Below are 24,564 nucleotides of genomic sequence, written 5' to 3' on the forward strand. Positions count from 1 at the left end.
TACAATCTTAATACTTTTATTTCTTTTAACCACGATATAACGCAGTTGGGTATTTGATTGTTTTTATTTTTGCAGAGGATGATTTTCTATCATGAAATAAAAACCAATAATATAATAATTAAAACCATACCTAGAATTTGTATTGGTAAAATGGAAAAATAAAATAGGTATTATTTCAAAAAAGAAGAGGGGAAAGTTTTTTTAAATTTTTCATATTCCTTCAAACCTTCCTAAAAATTTTTATTAATTAAATGTGCAAATTTAATATATAATACAAATCATATATTTTTTCTTAAATTATTCTTTAAATCTAAATTGTATAAAATTGTTATTTTATGAAATGATAGTAGTATCACTGTTGAAATTATTATTTTAGACAATAATTTAATTGAAAATACGTTTTCCTCTAGTTTTATTAAATTTAAACACCATATTATTAATTAATTAATAATTTGTTTGAGAGGTTTATTGTGAATAAATCAACGGAAAATATAGGTTCTAAGAAAAAACCGGTTAAAAGAGGGGTTAAAATGGATGGAGAAACTGCTGTTTTAGAAAAGATTAATGACATGGCTGAACCGTACCAAACAATGGGTAAAAAAATTCATAAACTCATTAAAACAACTGCACCAGAACTATCACCCAGAACTTGGTATGGAATGCCAGCCTATTCCAAGGAGGGTAAAGTATTATGTTTCTTTAGAAGCGGAGATAAATTCAAAGAAAGGTACATGACACTGGGATTCAATGATTCTGCAAATCTTGATGAAGGTAACATGTGGCCCGTGGCCTTTGCCTTGACAGAACTCACATTATCAGAAGAGAAAAGAATTGTGGACTTAATTAAAAAAGCTGCGAATACCAAATAAATTATTGTGAACAAATGAATAAAAATTTAATGTACTAAAAAATAGATGAGATACTTGAATAGCTTTTAAACCACCTATTTTTTTACAAGAACTATCATAGGTAAAATACCTTATAAATGAACCAGTGCCGAGAATAATAAACCTCCAAGGAATGTGTTTACATATGGTAAATACCATTAAACATCCATTATTTTTAAATTTTGTTTAACGAGTAATATTAATGGAAATAAGGGATATAAAAATACTAGGAAGCTTAACGGATAATAACCTGCAAGACTTACAACTATGAATGACAAACCCAACCAGAAAATTAGGCACAGTACCAATGATGCAGTCTTACCAATAAAAACTGGGGTGTTTGTTATGCCTGCTGATCGATCATACTCCAAATCAGGAATTGCTGAAAAGATATGCATTGCAGAAATTTGCAATACCCTCCTAATAATTTCATATGGAAATATCCAAATAATGATATAGGTAATTAACGAACCATAATTGTCATTTACCTTTTAAAAATGTCTACCCATAAAATTGTTAACATGCAATTAAATAGAAGAATTAGCTAGAAATTAATGGTTTAACTAGTTTAAAAGGTGATTTAATGTTTAAAATTTGGAATCCCGAAATATTTCAGGGCCAAAATAAAAAAAAAGAATATTTTGAAGGTTGGTATTTCAAATCAGTTTCAAAGGATGAAGAAACCGCCTATGCTATAATTGTAGGAGTGTCCATAACCAAAATATCCGAGAATTCTCACGCTTTCATCATGCTGATGGATGCTCGTAACCAAGTGCTACATTACTTCAGTTATCCCATGTCGAGTTTCTGGGCAAATAAAGACAAATTTGAGATTAAAATTGCTAACAATTATTTCAGTCTGGACCACATGATCCTCAATATTGATGACGGAGGAAAAAGGGTTAAAGCAGATATGGAATTTGAAAACATCGTTCCATGGCCAGTAACCAGATTTTCACCGGGTGCAATGGGATTTTTTGCATTCATCCCATTTTTAGAATGTTACCATGGTGTTTTAAGTTTTAACCATACAATAAAAGGATACGTGACTATAAATAATGATAAAATTGATTTTACAGATGGTAAAGGATATATTGAAAAGGACTGGGGCTCTTCAATGCCATCATCATGGATATGGATGCAGACCAACCATTTTGATAAGGAAGGAATATCCCTATTTGTATCCATAGCAAAAATTCCCTGGTTAGGAAGCTACTTCACAGGCTACATTTTTGGTTTAGTCTATGATGGAAAGATCTACAAATTTACAACCTACAACAGGGCTAAAATAGAAAAACTCGATGTCACAGATGCAGATATCGAAATAAAAATTTCTGACAAAAATTATTGCCTACAAATAAATGCCCTCCGCGCTGAAGGAGTGGATCTTCCAGCTCCCAAGCTGGGAGAAATGACAAGTAAAGTAAACGAATCACTCCGATCCAAGATACATATAAAACTCTACAAAAAAGAAAAAAATACCAATAAACTACTGTATCAAGGAACTGGAAAAAATGCGGGTTTGGAATTTGTCGGAAATTTAGATGAACTACTGAAGGGTTTTTAATCAAATTTCATCTAAACCTTTTAATTGTAAATTTTAAACTTCAAATCTGAGTTTTAAATAATATCTTTAACCAACGGTTTAACTTCTTTTAAATGTTTGCTACCCCATAACGATAATATTGCCATTATTAAACTTAAACCCGAACCCAATAGGGCTATTAAATGTAATCCTTGGGTGAAATCGTAGGATTCCAGATTGTATAAAATTGGAGAGTTTAGAATGTTGTAATCAATGGTTGTGCTGATTAGTAAACTCCCAATTGACACAGCAAATATCATGCCCAGATTTCTCATTGTAACAAGAATACTTGAAGCCTGCCCCGATGTATCATTGGGTATTGATGCCATGATGGCCCGATTATTTGGAGCTTGGAAAATTGCAGTTCCAACACCCAGTACGATCATAAGAAATGTAACGATGTAAATTGAAGAAAAAATGGTTAATTTTGTCATTAAAAAGAATGCTAAGGCTGAAATTAAGGATCCGAAAAATGCTAGTGGTCTAGAACCTATACGATCGCTTGAAAATCCACTAAATGGTGCTATGATCATCATTAAAAGTGGACTTACAGTTAGTACAAGTCCTGTTAAAAATGGACCATAATGTAACACTTTTTGAATATAAAATGGCAGAGCAAATATTATCATATACAGACTCATATAATTGAAAAAAAGTGCTAAGTTAAAGGCGGAAAACTTGTGGTTACTAAAAAGAGATAGATCCAGAAGGGGACTTTCAGCTGTTTTTTCTCTCCAAATAAACAAACCTAAAAATACTGCTATCATCGATCCTAACAAAATTTTAGAGCTGCCACTAATGGTTGGATTGTTTAATTGGTTTAAAAATAGAATAGTGGAAAATAGGGTTATAAATTGCAATATTATTCCAAGTACATCCCATTTAACAGCTACACCTTCCTTTCTCTCCAGTACAAAAAGGCAAATGCAGAAACTAGTAATTCCTATGGGCAAGTTGGCTAGGAATATGGATTGCCATCCAAATAATCCAATTAAAATTCCCCCAATTGCAGGCCCTATTGCTAAACCCGTTGCTATCACCATTGCATATATTCCAAGAGATTTGCCCCATTCATATGATGGAAATGCATTTTTAACCATTCCCAAAGACACAGAAATCATCATAGCACCACCGATTCCCTGTAATGCTCTGAAAATATTTAAATATAGTAATGAAGGTGACAAGCTGCAAAGTAAGGATGTGAATATGAAAAATAGTAATCCTGATAAGTAAACCTTTTCATGTCCTATTTTATCACCTAAACTTCCAAAGAACAAAACGAGTCCCAATAGGCTGATAAGATAACTGGTAATCACCCATTCAACGTTTAAAACATTGCTGTTAAAACCAACTGCAATAAATGGCAAAGCTACATTAACAATACTTGTATTAATTGGCACCATGATGGTACCAAGAGCAAGGGCAACTAATATTTGCCATTTTTTCTCTTTTATCATCATGATATTCATGATCTCCGAAATAAGCACAATTATGGTTTATAATTATTATCCTAGAATACTGACGTAGAAAAATCTCAATTTTTTTTTATTTTTAAATATTATCAACACACTTAAATTTAAAGATTACCAAAACCATGCAATAAAAAAAAATTAAATCATGTTTAGCATCATGATATTAAAATATTTTTTTTCCGATTCACGAATTTTTATGAGGATATTCATCTTAGAGATATTAATTCGGATTTTTCAACATTAAAATTCCTCACAGCGAGTATCAACAATAAATATGTGGAATAAATAGCCATAATGCCGATTATTTGGAGAGGATTATAAGTTCCTGTGCTTGTTGTGATTAGTTCCCCTACAAAGTTGAATCCTTGTGTAAATAATGAAAAATCCCATAATGCATGAACGATCATAGGCACAATCAAAAAACCAGTTTTACGAAATATTGTGTAAAAAACACCACCTAATAATCCAGCCATAAACATTTGTTGGATGGTTAACCCCAAAGATTGGCCATTAATAAAGTTAATTCCATGTATAAATCCAAAAACAATCATAACAATGTAAAAAACTTTTACTTCTGAGTAACCTGAACCTCGAGCACCACAAACAAGCAAACCTCTTGTTAGCAGTTCTTCTGAATATCCAACTAAAATTGTTGCCATGAGTGTGACTAAGATGTAGGTGGGTCTCAATGAACTTATGTGGCCAACCAGGAAATTCATTGATATAGCAACAATGAACAACACCAAAAATATATGCATCCAACCATTATCCTTAATATGGTATTTATCCCTCCATAATTCGTTCCACCATCCAGACCATAATGCTATTGAAGTTAAAATAACAGAACCCATAGCTATGGGTATTAAAACTCCCATAAACATGTTGTTTGTTGATTTGGAAAATTCTGTGTATGGAACTCCCATAAACATTTCAATTACAACTAATATGGCTGCGTAAACAACTACAATTAATAAAGCATTTAACAAGGTTGGTTTTAACCTATATGTTCCTGCCGATACTTCAGTTTTCATAGATACTTCCAAATTATTATATTTACAAAATATGATATTGCTTTAAAAATCGTTTCTTATTGATTATTAATATATTTTGGATATATTGCAACTTAATAATGCTGAGGATAAATTCTAGAATCTTTTATTCACCTAGAAATGCAAGATTTCATTTGCAAGTATTTTCTTTGCTTAATAATTTTATATTTATTTAATATTTTTAAATGTATAATCTACTTTCCATAATATTTAACATAACACTGGATTTAAGATGGTATTATAGGAGGATATTCAGCTACTGAATCTCATAATATTCCATTTGTTTGAACAAAAGACAAAATTCTGTTTAAAAGCGAAAAATTTCTAAAAAATAATAATATAATAAATTTGTTACTCAGTGGTTACTTAAAAAAAAGATTTGAAAAATTCATAGTGGTCCAAATACTTTCATTCTCACATTTACCCTGTAGGGGTTGGTATAATCCATTGTTTTCCATTTTATTGAAGTTCCATTACTGATAATCCCATCACATTCAAACCATGCGCCAAATACATTGACCTCTAAAAGTGTTATTCCTTTTCCAGTGTCATATATTGGATTCCAATACCCTTGATCATCCCAAAAGATACTCCCTTTATTACAAACTATCCAGTTATCGAATGGCCTTTGAACAAAAAATTTTTCTCCTTTTACAACATCAATTGATCCCGGATAGACGTAACCATTATATTCATTACTGGGACTTGTTATCTGCCCTCCTGGAACTGCAGGAGCTTTGTATTTACTAGGTCCTTTTTCGGAAGTTTTTACCGCCCTATCATCGGTATTACCTTTATTCTGTATTGATTTAGTTGAATTAAGTTGTGTTGCTTTAGGATTACTAAATGTTTTATCATTGTACACTAAAGAATGTCCATTACAATTTCCATGACTGATTACATAGATAGTGTCAACATGAGTGGCTGCTGAGGGGCTAACACTCAAACTAAAAACAAATAAAATACCTAAAAATAATAAGCCAAGCTTAAAATTTCCAATTTTTTTATATTCTTTCAATAGCAATCCTCCCAATTAAATATGTAAATGTTTATATTTTTGAAATTATAGTATAAATATTAATATACTATAACTTTTAATTTATAAATGAAAACTTAATATATGTGTTAAATATTTAGGTTGTGGATAATGTACAACGAACAAAAAAAGAGCATTTGGATAATTATCCCAGTAATTTTGTGGACGTTAATATTAGTGTCAAATATTTCAACTGTTGCAGCAGTAAATACAGAAATGGATCCTATATCCCCTATTACTTGTAAACAAGGTGATGTAGTGGGAATCACAGCCCAACTATGGATTAAGGGGGAATTTTGGAATAATCCACTAATTGGGGAAGAAGTAACTTTCTGTATCTATGATGGAAACCTAAAAATTTTATTCTATGAAACTACTAAAACAAACTGGATCAATGGTAAAGCCGGGGTTGAAGTTAATACCAAAAATTTTGAACCCGAAAATTACATATTATCAGTGTACTACTTTGGAAATACTGGTTTATTAAACTTCGATCCTTGTGGAACAGACTCAAAATTTAGTGTGACTGCATAAAACCAAATTACTCCTAAATTGTAAGTATATTTCCTCAAACAATGTAATAAAAAAACGATTTATACATTTTATCTTCATTTAAACCCCTAAGCCCAAATATAATATTAGATAATTTAATAAAAAATAGGATTACATTAATAATAAATGTTACTGTATCGTACAATAATGTGACAAGAAATAAAAAATGTTTTAAGTTTTATAAGAATTCTAAAAAATAATTTAAAAAAATTGTTTGGATCCAGATAATTTAGGATCCAGTTCTGAATTTGAAGCTGTAGTTAGCTGTTAAGTTGTTGCCTGCTTTATCTTTGACTGCTGATTTAGGTATGGTCACTATGTACCATGTGTTAGCTGATTTGCTGCTGGTTTTAATTGTTAACGTGTTTCCATTGATGGATTTAGACAGTGATAAAGATTTTCCGCTAGAGTTTTTAATGGTTATCTTGCTGTAGTATGTGCTGTAATTAATATTTTCAGAGAATTTAATTACTATGTTTGAAGTCCTTTTTATACCTGTTTTAAGATTTGTGGGGGTGGTTAAAGATATTTTAGGGGCTGTTTTGTCTATTGTGTAATTGTATGTGTAAACAGGGGATTTATTTCCCGCTATATCAATTGCTATGAACTTCAAAACCTTAGATGAACTGATTGTGATTGGACCCACGTATTTTGTGCTTGATGTTGTAGGTGTGGCTCCAGTTAAGGTATAGTAAATAGTCCCAGCTTTGTTTTTTGAGAGGGTAATAACCTTATTAACATTGTATGTTCCGCTTTTAATGTTTGAAGCTGCTGTAGGGGCTGTAACATCTATTGTAACTGTTGTTCCACGATATTCTTTATCTAAATTTCCTACTATGGATGCTAATCCTCCAACTGTTCCTGCTGTTAACGTTGCTGTTGCAGTTCCATTTATTGTATATGCTGTAGAAGTTATGTTTCCAAGTGTGGTTCTAAATGTGACAGCTATTCCATCTGGAATGTACCCAGTCACTGCATTTCCATTGCAATCATGCATCATATCAAATTTGATTAATGCATGACCGTTTTTTGGAATTATCGATGTTGATGAATTTAGCGTTGCAGTTATCCAATTGTCAAATATTGTATCAACAGTGGAAAATGAAGGATCGTTACTTCCCCACCAGTTATATGATGCATCCAAGGTTGCTTTAGGAAGATAAGTTTTGTCGTTTGTGAATGTTGGTGCATAGTATTCGTTGTCAATAATGCTTGAGAAATGGACCCCCATCATACCGTAGTTGTATGCTGCACCCCCATTTCCCATTTTACTAAAATTACACCTGTAAAAATTAGCTGTTCCGTAATTAAGGATTGCTGAACCATTGTTATATTCAAAAATCGTGTTATTCACTGTTAAATTAGCGTTTGCCATGTTTGCAATTGCTCCTCCATTTGAATTACATAGGTTATTGGAGAATAAACAGTTGTTCACTGATAGGTTGCCATAATTTATTATGGCACCTCCATTTGTTGCAGCCGAGTTTCTTATGAAACTAACTTTTTCCAGAGTAAGATCGCCTGAATTTACTATTGCACCTCCTGCACTGCTTTCTGCGTTCTTAATTGTGATGTTGAATATTTTCAACGACAATCCTGCTTGAAGATTGTCAATGAAATGAGTGTTTATTATTGTGTCGGCTCTGCTCTGCCCAATTATGGTCATGTTCTTTGAAATGTAAAGATTACCATTACTGTCTCCAGTGTAAACTCCATTGGCAATACGAACTGTTCCACCATTATCAACTATCCCTGTTGCATTTGATATTGTGGCTTTGGGTCCGCTTTTTGTTGTAACATTGTAGTTTGCTGATAATCCATCCCAGTTATCGTTTCCACCATCACCATTGACGTACACTACAGGTGAACTTGAAACAGTAACAGCAGAAACAGCACCGGAAAATACTGCCATTAAACCAATTAAAATCGCTAAATAACAAAAACATGTCCTAAAATTAATTCCTTTAAAATTTTTAATTTCGTTTCCTATTCCACTCACCCCACATTATAAATTTAAATCACACATTTCTTCGTTATGTGATTAAGTAATTATTAATTTAGTGTAATAAAAATCAAATAGGAAACTATTTATAAAAAAGATGTTCATCTTATTGGGTTTTGATTCAATTTTTGTACAATAAAAAATTGCTGAAACGTATATAAAATGAATTATAGTGGAATCATGACATTTTAAAGGATGTTTAGTTTTAAATAATTTTCATATACACTTTAGTTGTTTTATTTTGAATTATAAATCAGTGTGATAATTTTTTCTGAATTATCAAGAAAACTATTTATTACCTTATGCAATAAACCAATTTTGGTAATATTAAATAAAAAGGAGGTGAAAGAATGCGAAAAATTTTGATTACCCCTAAACTACTTATTCTATTAATTTTTGGTAGTTTAGTTGTTCTATCCCTGAACAGTGCATCTGCAGCTAGTGCAGATCATATCAACGTTAATGGATCATCTGGAAACGATTCATGGAATGGTTTAACACCAGAAACTGCCAAGCTAACCACTAAAAATGCTACGGCCTCTGTGAAAGCAGGGGGTTCAGTTTCACAAACACTATCCGATAATACAGATTTTGTTCGAATGGGCACAAAAGTCGAAGTAGATTCTGTAACAAACTTCGGTGGACAGGCAATTACCATAAGCGCCCATGTAACAGATGAAAATAATAACAATGTTAACAACGGACTTGTAACCTTTATAATAAACGCTGAAAAATACACATTTTACATAAACAATGGATTAGCATCATTTACTGGGGTGATACCAAGAGATTGGTATTCTGTAGTATACCCCATAACTGCAAAGTATGATGGAACAGGAACCATTTATGAGAACAGCACAGGAACTGGGGGCTTGAATGTTACCAAAACACCAACCAGTTTAACTGTGGATGATGTTAAGGGTGATTCTGGAGATACTGTAAATCTACATGCGCATTTAACGGATTACTATGGATCTAACATATCTGGAGCTACTATAACATTTTATATGGGCAGTGTCGCGGTTATTGGGACAACAGACTTTAACGGAGATGCAATTATTAGTTACATCATCACTAAAATACCAGATAAGAGTTTCACAGCCAATTTTGATGGAAATAAAATTTTTAATTCATCTTCAACCACAGGTTCATTGATCATTGACAGACTACCAACAACTATAACTGTGCAGGATCTAAGCAGCGTGCACGGTGATAAAGTTATTCTCAAAGCTGTGCTGAAGGATAAAAATGATAACCAATTAGCAGGTAAAACCATAACCTTTGTTATCAATGGTCAAACTATTGGAGAAGCTGTAACAGACAGCAATGGCTCAGCTACATTAAGTTACATCATAAAACAAACCATTGGAAACTATAATATCACTGCAAACTTTGAGTACGACGATATCTATGCTGCTTCAACAAACGGTGGAATACTCAAAGTATATCCAATAAGTACGCATCTTTTAGTGGATGATGTTACTGGGAAGGAAGGAGGTCATATAAACCTAACTGCGGTATTGAAAGATGAAAATAATAGCTTATTATCTAATAAAATCGTAGCCTTTGCTATCAATGGTCAAACTATTGGAACAGCTGTAACTGACAGCACTGGATCTGCAAAGTTGAGTTACATCATAAAACAAACCATTGGAAACTATAATATCACCACCTACTTTGAGCAGGACGATATCTATGCTGCTTCAACGAACAGAGGAATACTCAAAGTAAATCCAATAAGCACTCATTTAATGGTGAGTAATGTTACTGGGAAGTATGGAGGTCATATAAACTTCACAGCGGTACTGAAAGATGAAGATATCAACCCATTATCAGGTAAAACCATAAACTTTGCCATTAACGGCCAAAGTATTGGAACAGCTGTAACTGATGGCAATGGATCAGCAGCGTTGAGTTACATCATAAAACAAACCATTGGAAACTACAATATCACTGCAAACTTTAAACAAGATGCTTTATACGCTGCTTCAACTAACGGTGGAATACTCAAAGTATATCCAATAAGTACGCATCTTTTAGTGGATGATGTTACGGGGAAACATGGGGATCATACAAATCTAACTGCAGTGCTGAAAGATGTAGATAACAGCCCATTATCTGGTAAAACCATAATATTCTATTTAAATGGGGATAAAATTGGTAGTAAAACAACAGACAGTACTGGATCTGCAACGTTGAGTTACATCATAAAACAAACTATTGGAAACTACAATATCACTGGAAACTTTAAACAGGACGATATCTATGCCGCTTCAACTAACAAAGGAACACTCAAAGTAAATCCAACAAACACCAAGTTCGTAGTCAAAAACATCACTGTTAAAAATGGTGATAAAACCAACTTGAAAGCTGTTTTAAAAGATGAACTTGGCAATCCTGTTTCAGGTAAAACCATAAACTTCATAATAAACAGCAAAATCATAGGAAAGGCCATCACAGACGTGAATGGAACTGCAAACATGTACCTCATTACACATAGTTCTGGAAATTTCATTGTAAACACCATATTCACTGGAGATACTATATATTCCGGAAGTAATGGAACTGGTAAATTAAATGTAACTCCATGGGCCAAGCTTAACATTAAAACAACGATAAACGTCAAACATCCACAGGTTGGTAAAACATTCACCATTAACTTTAAACTAGGAAATAAGGGACCAGACACGGCAAAAAAAGTGGTAGTAAGCTTTAAAGTACCTGAAGGACTGAAATTTGTAACTGGAACTTCAGATTATGGGAAATATAAATTTGACACACGAACAAAAACACTCACTTGGAAACTAGACAAGTTGGATCTTGGGGATCCAAACCTTAAAATCACATTAAAAGCCATAAAAAGTGCAAAATACACTATTAAACCAAAAATCAGTGCCAATACAACTACAAAAATAACAAACAACGGAACAATCAACATTCAAATAATTAAAAACCAATAATAAAAACAATACCAATGAAACAGTAAATAAAACCCCAATCAAAGTACTACCAAACACAGGACTACCAAAATAGCCATTCATAGGAGTATTTTATTGGTAATGAGGGATAACAACAAGGAAATAAATTTTATTCCATTTTCTTTTTTTTCAAAACTAATAATGAATTTAATGATTATTTTGTATTATCAAACCACAGTCTGACCAAAATCACATCCCACAATAGATTAATGGTTCAATTTTGGAAATCTACGATCTAAGTGATGAAATGATTTTTTTTAATTTAATTTGAAAATATAATTTTTCCAAATTGTAAATCACAATTTTTTTGAGATGACATATTTCCAGTAGGACTAATTTTCAAAATATAAATCAAGAACATCAATGAAAGATTAATGTTAATTAATTTCATTTAAAATTCATAGTTCTCAAAACTTCCATATTCTATAACTAATACAAAATTTTCTAGCTCGGATTTATATAAAATCTGAAAATCCACCTAAATACACGAAGCCATCTATACTGGTAAGTTAATTTATGTATATTTCTCAAAATAATTTTATTAGGGGATTTATATTATGAGATCTAAAAATAAATCATAAAAATTTATCATGGAATATTTATTGATCTTCCAGTGCATCATCAATTGATTTTATCAATAATTTAGTATTCAGTTCATCCTTAACAATATAATTTTTTGCACCCCTTCCAACTGCACCCATTTCAATTACATCTTCTTTGAAACCTGTAAGTACAATAATTGGAATATCTGGGGCATTGTATCTCATGATATCAAAGGTTTCCATACCATCACTGTCAGGCAGTCCGAGGTCAAGTAGCATTACATCAAACTTTTCTTTAATAAACATTTTAATGCCATCATCCAGTCTTTTACTATGAACCAAATCATAGTTATGTGTATCATCCAAACTCAACATTTCCTGAATCAGCCTAGCATCTCCAAGATTATCTTCAACCAGTAAAACCTTTATGACGTCAGTTTGGTTGCTAATTAAAACACCTCATGTATTATTTACTGTAATGATGAGTAATATAATTAACGTTTATATATTAAAAAATTAACTAAAAAAATAATACTCTTAATATGTTGTAATGGCCCACAATATTGTAATTTCAGGAACATATGAAAATATATCTACATGTAATAACTGTTTAAGCAATATAAAAGATTAAAATATAAAAAAAAAGATAGAAATTCAAGTTTCTGGGCATTATCCTAGGTTTTGGTCTTCGAACTTTCGAATCCACCAAAGTTCCTTCAAAATCTTATCACCGTGTCCCTTGGGGTTTCTGGTAAGTTCTTGAATCCTTTCATCGGGTACGTGGTCAAGTAAATCTTCCCACTCTGTGAGATTTTTGTAAATATCCTTTTTCACGCCGTAAACTTCGATTTCAAATGATTCAAGAACATCGTCTATGTCGTCTCCAACATTTAATCTGAAAATATGTTCGTTAATGACCCTAGGCATGCTATCAACCACCTTTATCTGGGTCAAAATATAGGCTTCACTTGCATCAGTAAAGCTCATGAATTCAACATCTTTGAATTCATCATGAGAATCATGTGGGTTTCCATTATTTTCAGATGAATAATATTTTCCGAGTTCTTTTAAAAGTTCAGGTCGAGATTTTTCCAATGCTAACTTGTAAGAAAGAAGTTTTTCTATTATTTCTATCCTCTCTTGGTCATCTGTCATTGTATAATCCGCCTAAAATAACTTGAACTATGTTAAAAGAATTTATGATAGGATTTATTTGAGTTTCACACCGTCGGACACAGGAAGATCTCTAAGCCAGCCTATATCACTCTTATATAGCATTCTAATGTCGCTTATTCCAAGTTTTAACATTGCAAGTCTTTCTATTCCAAGACCAAATGCTAAAACGGGGGTTTCAACTCCTAAGGGTTCTAAAACTTCGGGTCTAAACATTCCAGACCCTCCAAGTTCTATCCAGCTTTCCTTTTGAGGCAAATATATTTCACATTCTGTGGAGAGATAGGTGTAGGGGAAGTAAGCTGGTCTGAACCTTACCTTAAATCCAAGCTTATGGTAAAATTCCTCAATAATTCCAAGGAGATTTTTGTAGTTAATATCCTCTGCAGCAACAATTCCTTCAACCTGGTGAAATTCAGGTAGATGTTTGTAGGTTATGGTTTCCCGTCTGAAGACCCTTCCAACTGAAAACATTTTAAGTGGAGGCTCATATTCCTCCAAAAATCTTGCAGATACACAGGTAGTATGGGTTCGAAGTACAGATTGTTTAGCAACCTCACGATCCCATGAGTAGTTCCATCCTTCAGACCCTGTGCTACCACCATGTTCATGTACGTCTTTAACCCTGTTTACAATATCATTGTCTGGCAACTTCGAGTACTGTGGATTTTTGATGTAAAATGTATCCTGCATTTCCCTTGCAGCATGATCCTGTGGCTGGAACAAACAGTCAAAATTCCAGAAGGCTGATTCAAGAATGTTTCCGCTGGATTCTGTAAAACCCATGTTCAAGAATACATTTCTTATCTCCTCAATAATCCTGGTTAAAGGATGGATCTTTCCTGGAAAGGTTTCCGGATGTTCAGCATTGATATCATAACTTCTGAATTTCAAAGATTTCCATGAACCTGTTTTAAGCTGTTCATGTGTGAGCTGTGAAACAGTGTATGTGAGGTCTATTCCCTTATCTATAACTGCCTTCCCGTCTTCTGTAACCTTCAGTAAATACTGACTGTCCTTTTTAACATTTATTATTCCCTTTCTTTGTTTTAATAGGTTGAACCCCAAGTTGAAACTGTCTTTAATAATTTTAGTGGGATCCATTAAGATTTTCTGGGCATCCATCAGTTTATCCAATACCTGTTCATCATCAGACTGAGTGTTTAAGGAATTCAAACCTTCATTCGTGATCTCAACAATTCCCTGGTTAATTTTTGCCCATTTTTTCCTTACAAGCCAACCAATTGCAATTTTTACTTCTGAAGGTTCTAAATTGGTTTTTTGACCTATGTCCTTCATAGGTATTGATTTATTCTCCCCTAACGATTTTAACAGTTTTCTCTCGGGTAAACCTTCCTGGGCGTACTGTTTACCATCGTCTGTTAAAGAAACCACATTTTTCTCATCTTTTTGAACTTCTATTAGGCCTCTAGATTCTAGTATGCCTGCTGCACTCATAACAGCTTTGATATTCATTTTCTGGGTTTCCACAATTTCTTCGGGAATGGCTTCCAAACCCGCAGACTCGAGTCCCTTCAAAACCTTCTTTTCGTTGATGTGCAATTCATCAATAACTTTATCAATTTTATCTGCATTCATTGTCATAACATCCCTTAAATAAACCTAAAAAATTTATAATACTACAAAAATTATGATAATCAATTAAAATTTGTTTTATATTCGTCCAGAAGAGCAACCATAACTGATGATGCAGTTAGATCTGCTGTTGTTCCGGGATTTAATTTCTTTTTAACCAGATCATTATCGAATTCCATAAGCATATCCATACCATTATCAGTCAATGCTCCACCTTCCTTAATAATCAGACCAGCATCTACAGAAACTTCCTGTGCAGTTTCAAGTCCATATTTCCGTGCTATCAATGTGTCAGGATATATTGAGAGTATGGTTAAAAAGGTTTGGACAGTGGCTTTATTTATGCCATGATCCTTTCTAACTTCCTTAAATGTCGGATAACCCAATTCAAATGTGATTGGCATGGTTCTGGTAAGTTCGTTTGCAAGCATGTCCCACTGTGATGATAGATCCAAAACATCGAACATATTGATGTTCTTTTCAATGAGTTCTGCTTTAGCATTATCATTTGAAACATCTAAATCATCCTGAACTCCCATTCCACCTGCTTCAGCTATATTTATCGCTTCATAAAGATCAACAGCGTCTTGAGGTGTAGTAGCCCTCAAAATTTCATCTACGCTGTATTGAAGTTCATCTATTTCGTCACTCATTCCAGCAGCAGCACTGATGGGAGTAAGGAGCATTATTATACCTAGATTGGTGTTGTTTTTTATCCACTTATCTGTTTCAACCACGGCTTCTTTAATGAGTTTCCCTACTTCGATCTGGGACATTTCTCTGGAATTTGAGCCGTGGATTTGACCAAGTTTTGCAGCTTTTTTCATGATATTCCCAATCACTACTCCACTGATTAAAAAGTCTTCAAACACCATATCTGAAAAATCTTGTGTTCTGTGCACATTTCCAGGCTTAGGATAGCCACTAACTTCTAACACCGATGCTATTTGGGCGGTTTTTGCAATGAAATCAGGATCCAAATTAATAACTCCTTTTTTTGATCTTAAATATTTCTAAATTCATATATTGAATTTTTTCCCTATAATAGTTTTATTAGAAAATAGTATGGAAGATAAGTTTTTCCCAACAAAAACCATTTAATGAATATAAATTAAATTTTTCCCTCTAAAAATTCAGGAGCAAAGTAACTGATGATGAGGTCCGCCCCGGATCTTTTAATTGACAGTAAAGATTCATAAATTGAATCTTGTGTGAGATATCCATTTTCAATTCCAGCCATAATCATGGAGTACTCTCCACTAACTTGATATGCTACTGTGGGCATTTTAAATTCATCTTTAACTTCTCTTATAATATCCATGTATGGCATTGCAGGTTTAACTATTATCATGTCCGCCCCTTCAGCTATGTCTAGTTTAACCTCTCTCAGGGCTTCCTGGGAATTTGCAGGGTTCATTTGATAAGTTTTCCTGTCACCAAAACTAGGTGTTGAACAAACAGCCTCTCTGAATGGTGCGTAAAAAGCTGAGGCGTACTTGGCTGAGTAAGACATGATTATGGTGTCTTGGTAACCGTTGAGGTCTAATACTTTTCTGATGCTTGCTACTCTACCATCCATCATATCGGATGGTGCAACAATATCAGCTCCTGCTTCAGCATGGCTTAAAGCAACTTTTGATAGGTAGTTTAAAGTAGGGTCGTTTAAAACTTCCCCATCTTTGATGATTCCGCAGTGACCATGGGAGGTGTACTCACAAAGACACACATCTGTAATAACAACCAAGTCTGTTTCTGCCTTTAGTTTTCGAATTGTTTGTTGTATCACACCATTTTTATGATACGCCATTGATCCCTTTTCATCTTTAATTTCTGGCATTCCAAACAGGATAACAGATGATAATCCAATTGATTCAAGTTCTTTAAGGTAGGTAACAGCATCGTTTATTGAAAATCTGAACTGGCCCGGCATGGTTTTTATTTCTTCCTTGTTGCCGTCTTCAAGTGCTTCATTAATAAAAATAGGGTATATGAAATCTTCTGGATTTAATTTAGTTTCTGTAAGAATATTTCTGATATTTTGATCCTTTCTGAGTCTCCTCATTCTAGTTACTGGAAATTCCATTTCTATCACTTTTTTTTTAATTTTATTTCAAGTTTGATAATTAATATGAAAGTCTGACTATAAAATTGTAGCCAATAAAAAAAAGCCTTGGTTTGATGGAAATTTAACTCATATTAACATCCACCAATTTTTCAACGTGTTCAAGTGAACGGTTTACAGTATTAGAATCCATAGAAATAGTCAATCCTCCATGCCTACAAGTATCAACACATCTTCCACATTTTCTACATCTCTTTTTGTCAATGGTTACTCCATCAGTATCCATGGTTATGGCATGAACAAAGCATTCATCTTTCGTACATGCTCCACATAGAGTGCAAAAATCCCGATTGTAAACCAGTTCGATGCCATCCATTGGCATTAAACTACTGCCAATATGTTCAGGTAGATAGGTAGCCATTTTCCAAAGGCAACAACAATCACAGCAGTTGCATATGGTGAGTAACTCATCATGTTTACCAGCATTTAACCATATACTGTCGATCTTGTTACGTCCAATTATATGAACTAAACCAGCTTCACCACATTTTTCGATGTGAGCAATTGCTTCATCAATACTCACTGGCCTACCTACGCTTGGAGATATTCTACTTGCTCCCTTACCAAGGAAGAGACATCCCAAGTCATGGGGAAATTTTTCACAATTATTAGCAGTTCTGCAGATGCAGAAATTCAATATGAAACGATATCTGCTCTGTTTGATCATGAGTCTTAAAACATCGCTCGGAACAGGGGAACTTTCAGACAATGGAACCTTACTATCAACATCGATACTTTGGACTAAAGAATTTTTCTTCACAGCTTTGTCCATTGGAAGCACTTGGATGTCATCACCATCAAAAAATAGTTTTTTAACCACCCACGCAACTGGAGGTAGGGTATTACAAATTTTTGCAAGCAAAAATCTTTGTTTAAATGTGTGACTGATAACTGTTACACTGATATCTGTAAATCTAATTTTTTTCATGGAAAAACCCTCGAGTAACAAATAGTGTTTAGAACCCCTACTTATTGCCCTATTTTATTATCAACGAGGGGATCATTTACTGCGTATGGCTTTTTACTATAATATCTTTTGGCATGTTCCACTATTAATGCATGATACTCATTAAAGAGCTTGTAATCTTGGGGTAGGTTCGATTCAAACTTTTTTTTAATTTCTAAGTAACTATCTTTTTCATTCACGAGTTTTAACTGTGTGAATATCCGCTTAGTATAGGCATCTACAACAAAGAAAGGCTGTTTATATGCATAAAGCAATATTGAATCGGCTGTTTCATTTCCAACTCCCTTAACACTCAACAGTTCCTTTCTTGTTGGAATTTCACCATCTAACTCGTTGAAAAATTCTGCTATGCCAATGATGTAGTTTGCTTTTTGATTTAAAAAGCCAGCACATTTAATGGCTGCTTTAAGTGTTTCAGTGTCTATGGATAAAATTTTTTTGGGATCTATAACATCCAAATTTTTCAGATTTTTCAGGGCTTTCTCTGCAGAGGTCCATGCTGTATTTTGTGTGAGTATGGTTCCGAGTATTATCTCAAACCTTTGGTTGGGGGTTTTGGGCAGTTTATAATCAAGGGGATGATAACCAGTTTGTGCCCCTGATTTAGTGGGTGTTAAACCAGATACAATATCTTGCAGAGGCCACCAACCTTGTGGTCCGTAAAGATCATATAATTGGGTGTAAATGGCTATGAATTCTTGATTATCGTATTTATTCATGATATCCGGTATCCAAACACTTTTTGAGATAAAATAAGTTTTAATTATTTTGAATGGGGTTAAACTAACTCAAATTTTCATGCTATATAAATATAATCCTTAATAATTATTCACGACAAAATATGTATATATAATATATTCTCGCTACCTAATTTGTTCAAGATTTAAATTGAATGAATAAGGAGGGATAAATTACGAAAATTAGCTTTAAGACTTTAGGGATGCCTTTAGCGATCATTGCTTTTTTAGTGGTCATGCTAGTCCCATTACCAGGTTTAAGTTATCCTGGACATGCTGCAATTGCATTATTAATATTTGCAATTATAATGTGGGCTAGTGAAGCTCAGCATTTAGCAGTAACATCTCTAATACTACTTTTCTTACAACCTATTCTGGGTATTGCAAGTTTTGGTAATGCAGTAATTGGTTTTGCCAATCCAATATTATTCTTAATGATTGGTGGTTTCATTTTAGCTGTTGCAATTGGTAAAAGTGGACTTGCTAAACGTTTCACCTATTGGATGTTATCTAAAGTTGGAACAACACCTAATATGAGTATATTTGCTGCAGTGTTCAGTACAGGACTATTATCTGCTTGGATTGAAAATGTTGTGGCATTTGCAATGTTACTTCCAATTATTAAAACCATAATACCTTTATTTGGTATAAATGATGCAGAGAAGGGTAACAGTAACTTTGCCAAGGCCATGGTTTTAGGTGCTTCTTACGGTTCACTTGCAGGTGGATTTGGTACTGAAATAGGTACGGCACCGAACTTGATGGCTGCAGCTTACACACACCTCCCATTTGCCAACTGGATGGTCTTTGGATTTCCTCTTGCAATAATCATGTTAATTGTTACATGGAAATTGTTAGGCTGGATATTCCCACCAGAAGTAGATGGAATTGTGGGTGGAAAGGAAACACTGCACAAATCAATGAGTGTCATGGGGCCAATCTCAAAGCAGGAAAAAATTACCGCTGTCATTCTGTTCTTCACCATAGGATTATGGGTAACAACAGGTATAACGGGTTTAGACAGTTATTCAGTGGCCTTAATTGGTGCTGCATTGTACTTCATATCAGGTGTTATTGACTGGAAAGATGCTCAAGAAGGAGTTGACTGGGGACTTATCATATTCTTTGGAGGTGCACTGTCCTTGGGAGCGGCCCTTCTAAATACTGGTGCAGCAGCATGGCTCATACAAGACCTAATCGGTTTGATGGGAAACAGCGTTTCAACTTTGGCCATAATGCTTATGCTGATGATAATTGCAGTTATATTCACCCAGGTAATGTCTAACATTGCTCTTGCAGCAATTTTAGTTCCGTTATCTGTGACACTTGCAGCTGCACAAGGTCAGCCAGTAGGTATCTATGCGGTACCTGTTGCGATTTCATGTTCACTTTCGTTCATGTTCCCAATGGCAGATCCAACAGTTGCCATGGCATACGGAACAGGATATGTGAAGATAAAAGAAATCCTCAAAGCAGGAATTCCAATGGTGGTAATTGGAATAATTATCACAATAGCCGTAATTTTAACAATAGGAAAACCATTCCTAGGTTAAAAAAAATTAGGTGGAATATATTGGGAAATTTAATGGAAAATCAGGAAATTTTTCCTAATTCCCATTTTTTTAGGAGATTTTGTTTTAACAAAAAGGAGGAGATTTGAAATGCACAAAAAAATATTACTACCCACAGATGGTTCTGAAAACGCTATTAAAGCAGGGGAGCATGCAATATCACTTGCAGATATGAGTGGTGCTGAAATAATTATTTTAAACGTGATAGACACATCTTATCTTGATGCCATACCACAACCAGAAGTCAGAGAAGATGTGGACGAAGAACTTAGGAACGATATGAAAAATGCAGTAAAAAAGTTTGAAGAAACAATTGAAGAAAATCAATGCAGTGGCACATGTAAAAATATCAATTTCAAGGTCCTTTTAAAGGAAGGCAATCCTGCTGATGTTATATTAAAAACCATAGATGATGAAGGAATTGATCAGGTAATAATGGGAAAATCAGGCAAACAAGGTCTAGAGAAATTCTTATTAGGAAGAACTACCGATAAAATCGTTAAAGAATCGAAGGTACCCGTGAACGTCATCTCTTAAACACACAATACTCTTAAAATATATTTCCATTATTTACTTATTTTAACGATTAATTCTAAGTTCTGATTTTAATTAAGTAAATTAAATCCATAAAATGAATAATTTCCTTATAAATTCATTTGTTAATATTTTAGTAAATTAGATTTAAAACTCGTTTTTTTTCCACCAATCAATTACTTAAATTTAAGTTTAAATTTATCTTAAGGGTTATATGATCCAAACAACCACATATTAATATAAAAACACATGCTAAAGAAACAGAAATTAGCTATAAAAATCATCTCAAGGGCCATAAAACTAGTAATATTCTAATTTTATTTTGGAATATTAAAATAATATTGTGATGGGGTGATGATCAATAATTAGGGGTTTATCACTGTGTTTCTTTAGTATGGTTAATTAATTAAGATTTTATGAAGATGTCACAAAAAAATTAATAGGATGTAAACATGTCGGGAAATAGTATTGGTAAAATCTTCACTGTCACAACATTTGGATCAAGCCATGGCACTGCACTTGGAGCAGTAATTGATGGATGTCCAGCAGGTCTAGAACTTTCAACACAAGATATACAGACAGAATTAGATAAGAGAAGACCTGGAACCAGCAAGATCACCACATCAAGAAATGAAATGGATCAAGTTAAACTAGTATCTGGAATTTTTGAGGGAAAAACCGATGGAACTCCAATAACAGCTCTAGTTTACAATTCAGACATGGATTCTTCTGCCTATGAAAACATTAAAGACACTCCCAGACCTGGCCATGGAGACTACACTTGGAAAGCAAGATATGATGTCTACGACTACAGAGGAGGAGGACGTGGAAGTGGCAGGGTAACCATAGGGCATGTAATTGGAGGAGCAGTTGCAAAAAAACTCCTCAACACATTAAACATCAAAGTAATATCCCATGTTACTCAAGTCGGAACAATCAAGGCGGATCCTGTTGATGTCAACGAACTAGAAACTAACATAAACCAGAATGCAGTTAGATGTGCAGATCTAGAAGCAGCTGAAAGAATGGAAGCAGAAATAATTGAAACAAAGAAGTCTGGAGATTCTATTGGGGGAATAGTTGAAACAGTTGTACTAAATCCCCCTGCAGGATTGGGTGATCCAATATTTGGAAAGCTAGATGCAGAATTGGCAGGCGGACTCATGGGAATAGGTTCTGTTAAGGGCGTAGAGATAGGTTTAGGATTTAAATCAGCAGAACTCAAAGGATCCCAAATGAACGATGAATTTTTAATTGAAACTAATACAATAAAAACAAGAACTAACCATTCTGGGGGAATACTTGGAGGAATCACAACTGGAATGCCTATAAACATCCGCATGGCAGTTAAACCAACACCATCAATTTCATTGACACAAAAAACAGTTGATACTAAATCAATGGAATCTAAGGACATATTAATTCAGGGCAGGCACGACCCATGCATCTGCCCAAGGGTAACAACGGTGGCAGAAGCAACAGTATCAATAATCCTTGCAGACCAACTTATAAGGGCAGGTTACATAGACCCATGCAAACTTTGAAAAACAATTTATTCGGAGGTAAATAAGATGGACTGGATAGTTGTAGCTAAATGTGATACTTGTGATCAAGAAAAAACCTATGAAGTATCAGGAAACACTGTTCCATACTCAATAGGAGACTTTATTGAAAATTGCAGCTGTGGAGGACAGTTCATAGTTGACGAGATCCTCGAGGTTGGATAAAACCAACCTCTGCAAATATTTTTTTGACTAAAAAAAAGTTCATTCTAGGGAAATTATTTATAATAAAATGTAGGAATCACTGGTCCGTTATTATGTAACCAGTTGAGTGCCCCATTATTCATTCACGTTATTTTCATCATCATCACTGGTCATGAGAATTGCAAGCCAGCGTGTTTCATCGTACTTTTCAAGGTATTTAATCACAATTATGGTTAATGGAATGGCCAATAAAAATCCTGAAGGGCCGAGTATCCATCCCCATACAAACAACGACACAAAAACAACATATATCGACATTTGAAGTCCTTTACCAGTTTGTCTTGGGAATATAATACTTTCAGCGATGGTGTTAACTATAATAAAGAGAATGGTAATTAGAATCGCACCTTGAATACCATACTTTGCCCATGTTGCTAGAATTGGTGGTATAGCAGCTATCATAATCCCCAAGTAGGGTATGAAACCAAGGAAAAATGTCAGAATTCCCCAAAGAAGTGCGAAATTAATATCGAAGGCTAAAAATATTCCAATAAAACCCAGTGCTGCAAACAAGTTAACCTTCACCCTGATTAAAAAATACTTGATAAATGTATCAATAAGACCAATCATCTCATTCAAGTTGTTGTTATCCTTTCCCAGTCCCTTCTCTAACCTTACTTTAAGATTGGGAATTTCGTATATCATGAATATAGTTGCGAAGAACACAAACACAGCTGTTCCCACTATGTCTGTCACAGCACCCATTGGAAAGTGTGAGATAATGGTTTGTGCCACGTAGTTGGCTTCAGAAGAAAGGGCTGATGAGGAATTTATTGAAAATGATGGTAGTGCACTTACCATCTGACTCAAACTGAAGTAGAGAATTTCAATTATGACTCCCCCAAGCACTGCGAATCCAACTAGTGTGATGATGATTGACACATTGTAAGAGAAACCCCTTCTATTTAACCACTTTAAAAATGGATATATAAGAATACTGAAAAACATGGCAATTAGGATCGGCCCTAAAATAGATGAAACAAGTTTAAGCCCCGCCAAGGCCAATATTACCAACACTAAAACGACAATTTTATTCAAATATCCGGGAATCTTTATATCTTCAAACATCTTGCATACTCCAATCTTTAAATTCTAAATAGTACGTACTATTTAATAAAATTCCCTATTTTGAATTTATTTTGGTCTTGTAAGAAAAATGACATGGAATCATATGGATTTTCTAACATTAACCATATAATAATCACAATAAAATTAGTGTAATGTCTAAAAAAAGATATTAAAGAGGTATTAAAACGAATTTGTTATCATATCTTTGAAACCCGTTTCAATTCAATGTGATGTCCATATCCTTCTTGTTCTTTTTTGATCCTGTACCTGTAACCTGTAGATTCTTCAAGTGCCATTGCTGCTGTATTGGTGTATGGACATGTGGTTATGAGAACACCTTGGTTTTCAAGCTGTTTGCAAATTCCAAAGAAACGGCAGTTTTTTATTTCAAGCTCTGCACCCTCTTCATTGATGTCATATAAAACTCCACCTGCAAACTTATTTCTCAGGAAATAATCTTTTACACATTCAAGTGAATCTTTACTATTTTTGAAATTTACTCCTTCCTTTTTGAGTTCATTTACAAATACACGCCCAATCTCTCTGGTTACAGAATATGAACCTCTCCCAGAAATATTCCAGAGACCGTTGGTCAAGGCCAGTATCATAAGTGCCATTGGTCCTTCACCTTCAGAACCTGTCAGCTTGTCAACTGGAATGAATTGTTCCCTATCAATTCCACACCTTGGGCAAACCCAATCTGATGGAAGGTCATAAAAGTCAATGCCTGCTTTTATATCATTTTCATCATCCCCTGTTTCGGGATTATAAATATAACCGCAAATATCACATCTGTATTTCACACTATCACGTCCACCTTTTGTTAGTATATATACGAACTAATTATATTTAAAGGTTTATAAAAAAAAGTTAAAACAACTCAATTGAAATAAAAAAAGTGGTAATTTCTGGTTTAAAATTCAAATC

21 protein-coding genes are annotated in these 24,564 nt (G+C 33.9%); 8 read left to right on the top strand and 13 right to left on the bottom strand.

Annotated features, from left to right (window positions below):
- The first annotated feature begins 470 nt into the window (after positions 1–470).
- Entirely contained in the window at positions 471–869 is a 399-nt protein-coding gene (locus METBO_RS05375; protein WP_013644667.1) for an iron chaperone, read from the top strand.
- Between the two features lie 601 nt (positions 870–1,470).
- Positions 1,471–2,454 (top strand): tocopherol cyclase family protein, encoded by a 984-nt coding sequence (locus tag METBO_RS05385; RefSeq protein ID WP_013644668.1) that lies wholly within the window; start codon positions 1,471–1,473, stop codon positions 2,452–2,454.
- A gap of 53 nt (positions 2,455–2,507) precedes the next feature.
- On the opposite strand, the gene METBO_RS05390 is transcribed toward METBO_RS05385, so the two are convergent.
- The 3 genes from METBO_RS05390 to METBO_RS05400 form a co-directional block, all read right to left on the bottom strand.
- On the bottom strand, positions 2,508–3,932 hold the full coding sequence (locus METBO_RS05390) for an MFS transporter (RefSeq protein WP_013644669.1): 1,425 nt from the start codon (positions 3,930–3,932) through the stop codon (positions 2,508–2,510).
- Between the two features lie 218 nt (positions 3,933–4,150).
- Positions 4,151–4,975 (bottom strand): CPBP family intramembrane glutamic endopeptidase, encoded by an 825-nt coding sequence (locus METBO_RS12635; RefSeq protein ID WP_013644670.1) that lies wholly within the window; start codon positions 4,973–4,975, stop codon positions 4,151–4,153.
- Positions 4,976–5,381: 406 nt separating this feature from the next.
- Positions 5,382–6,011, bottom strand: coding sequence for a hypothetical protein (locus tag METBO_RS05400; protein WP_013644671.1), 630 nt, complete (start codon positions 6,009–6,011; stop codon positions 5,382–5,384).
- Between the two features lie 129 nt (positions 6,012–6,140).
- On the opposite strand from METBO_RS05400, the gene METBO_RS05405 reads away from it, so the two are divergent.
- Positions 6,141–6,563, top strand: coding sequence for a hypothetical protein (locus METBO_RS05405; RefSeq protein WP_013644672.1), 423 nt, complete (start codon positions 6,141–6,143; stop codon positions 6,561–6,563).
- A 247-nt stretch (positions 6,564–6,810) separates the two neighbouring features.
- Here METBO_RS05405 and METBO_RS05410 read toward each other — a convergent pair whose 3' ends face one another.
- The gene (locus tag METBO_RS05410) at positions 6,811–8,493 is read right to left on the bottom strand and encodes an Ig-like domain-containing protein (protein WP_013644673.1); all 1,683 of its coding nucleotides are present in this window, start codon (positions 8,491–8,493) and stop codon (positions 6,811–6,813) included.
- A 440-nt stretch (positions 8,494–8,933) separates the two neighbouring features.
- Here METBO_RS05410 and METBO_RS05415 point away from each other — a divergent pair, with 440 nt between their 5' ends.
- On the top strand, positions 8,934–11,543 hold the full coding sequence (locus METBO_RS05415; RefSeq protein ID WP_013644674.1) for an Ig-like domain repeat protein: 2,610 nt from the start codon (positions 8,934–8,936) through the stop codon (positions 11,541–11,543).
- Between the two features lie 617 nt (positions 11,544–12,160).
- Here the strand turns inward: METBO_RS05415 and METBO_RS05420 are convergent.
- The 7 genes from METBO_RS05420 to METBO_RS05450 all read right to left on the bottom strand — a co-directional run bounded on the left by METBO_RS05420 (position 12,161) and on the right by METBO_RS05450 (position 18,680).
- On the bottom strand, positions 12,161–12,553 hold the full coding sequence (locus METBO_RS05420; protein ID WP_048186562.1) for a response regulator: 393 nt from the start codon (positions 12,551–12,553) through the stop codon (positions 12,161–12,163).
- A gap of 219 nt (positions 12,554–12,772) precedes the next feature.
- Complete coding sequence (locus METBO_RS05425) at positions 12,773–13,258, bottom strand: hypothetical protein (RefSeq protein ID WP_013644676.1); 486 nt, start codon at positions 13,256–13,258, stop codon at positions 12,773–12,775.
- 54 nt (positions 13,259–13,312) lie between these two features.
- Positions 13,313–14,875, bottom strand: a complete 1,563-nt coding sequence (gene pheS / locus METBO_RS05430; protein ID WP_048186373.1) for a phenylalanine--tRNA ligase subunit alpha — start codon at positions 14,873–14,875, stop codon at positions 13,313–13,315.
- Positions 14,876–14,934: 59 nt separating this feature from the next.
- The gene (locus tag METBO_RS05435) at positions 14,935–15,852 is read right to left on the bottom strand and encodes a triphosphoribosyl-dephospho-CoA synthase (RefSeq protein ID WP_013644678.1); all 918 of its coding nucleotides are present in this window, start codon (positions 15,850–15,852) and stop codon (positions 14,935–14,937) included.
- Between the two features lie 131 nt (positions 15,853–15,983).
- Complete coding sequence (hemB, locus tag METBO_RS05440; RefSeq protein WP_013644679.1) at positions 15,984–16,955, bottom strand: porphobilinogen synthase; 972 nt, start codon at positions 16,953–16,955, stop codon at positions 15,984–15,986.
- A 103-nt stretch (positions 16,956–17,058) separates the two neighbouring features.
- A complete protein-coding gene (locus METBO_RS05445) occupies positions 17,059–17,922 on the bottom strand; it encodes a 4Fe-4S dicluster domain-containing protein (RefSeq protein WP_013644680.1) in 864 nt (287 codons plus the stop codon).
- Positions 17,923–17,963: 41 nt separating this feature from the next.
- Complete coding sequence (locus METBO_RS05450) at positions 17,964–18,680, bottom strand: endonuclease III domain-containing protein (RefSeq protein WP_013644681.1); 717 nt, start codon at positions 18,678–18,680, stop codon at positions 17,964–17,966.
- A gap of 221 nt (positions 18,681–18,901) precedes the next feature.
- Here METBO_RS05450 and METBO_RS05455 point away from each other — a divergent pair, with 221 nt between their 5' ends.
- The 4 genes from METBO_RS05455 (at position 18,902) to METBO_RS13825 (ending at position 22,530) form a co-directional block, all read left to right on the top strand.
- Positions 18,902–20,251 (top strand): DASS family sodium-coupled anion symporter, encoded by a 1,350-nt coding sequence (locus METBO_RS05455; protein WP_013644682.1) that lies wholly within the window; start codon positions 18,902–18,904, stop codon positions 20,249–20,251.
- Between the two features lie 108 nt (positions 20,252–20,359).
- Positions 20,360–20,806 (top strand): universal stress protein, encoded by a 447-nt coding sequence (locus tag METBO_RS05460; protein WP_013644683.1) that lies wholly within the window; start codon positions 20,360–20,362, stop codon positions 20,804–20,806.
- 449 nt (positions 20,807–21,255) lie between these two features.
- Complete coding sequence (gene aroC, locus METBO_RS05465; RefSeq protein ID WP_013644684.1) at positions 21,256–22,347, top strand: chorismate synthase; 1,092 nt, start codon at positions 21,256–21,258, stop codon at positions 22,345–22,347.
- A gap of 27 nt (positions 22,348–22,374) precedes the next feature.
- The gene (locus METBO_RS13825) at positions 22,375–22,530 is read left to right on the top strand and encodes a hypothetical protein (RefSeq protein WP_013644685.1); all 156 of its coding nucleotides are present in this window, start codon (positions 22,375–22,377) and stop codon (positions 22,528–22,530) included.
- Positions 22,531–22,644: 114 nt separating this feature from the next.
- Here the strand turns inward: METBO_RS13825 and METBO_RS05470 are convergent, their stop codons facing one another.
- Together METBO_RS05470 and METBO_RS05475 are read right to left on the bottom strand one after the other, a co-directional pair.
- The gene (locus METBO_RS05470; RefSeq protein ID WP_013644686.1) at positions 22,645–23,637 is read right to left on the bottom strand and encodes an AI-2E family transporter; all 993 of its coding nucleotides are present in this window, start codon (positions 23,635–23,637) and stop codon (positions 22,645–22,647) included.
- Positions 23,638–23,834: 197 nt separating this feature from the next.
- Positions 23,835–24,440 carry a rubredoxin gene (locus METBO_RS05475; protein ID WP_013644687.1) on the bottom strand — a complete coding sequence of 202 codons (606 nt, stop codon included), beginning with the start codon at positions 24,438–24,440 and terminating at the stop codon, positions 23,835–23,837.
- Between the last annotated feature and the right edge of the window lie 124 nt (positions 24,441–24,564).

This window comes from Methanobacterium lacus (assembly GCF_000191585.1).
Lineage (GTDB): Archaea > Methanobacteriota > Methanobacteria > Methanobacteriales > Methanobacteriaceae > Methanobacterium_B > Methanobacterium_B lacus.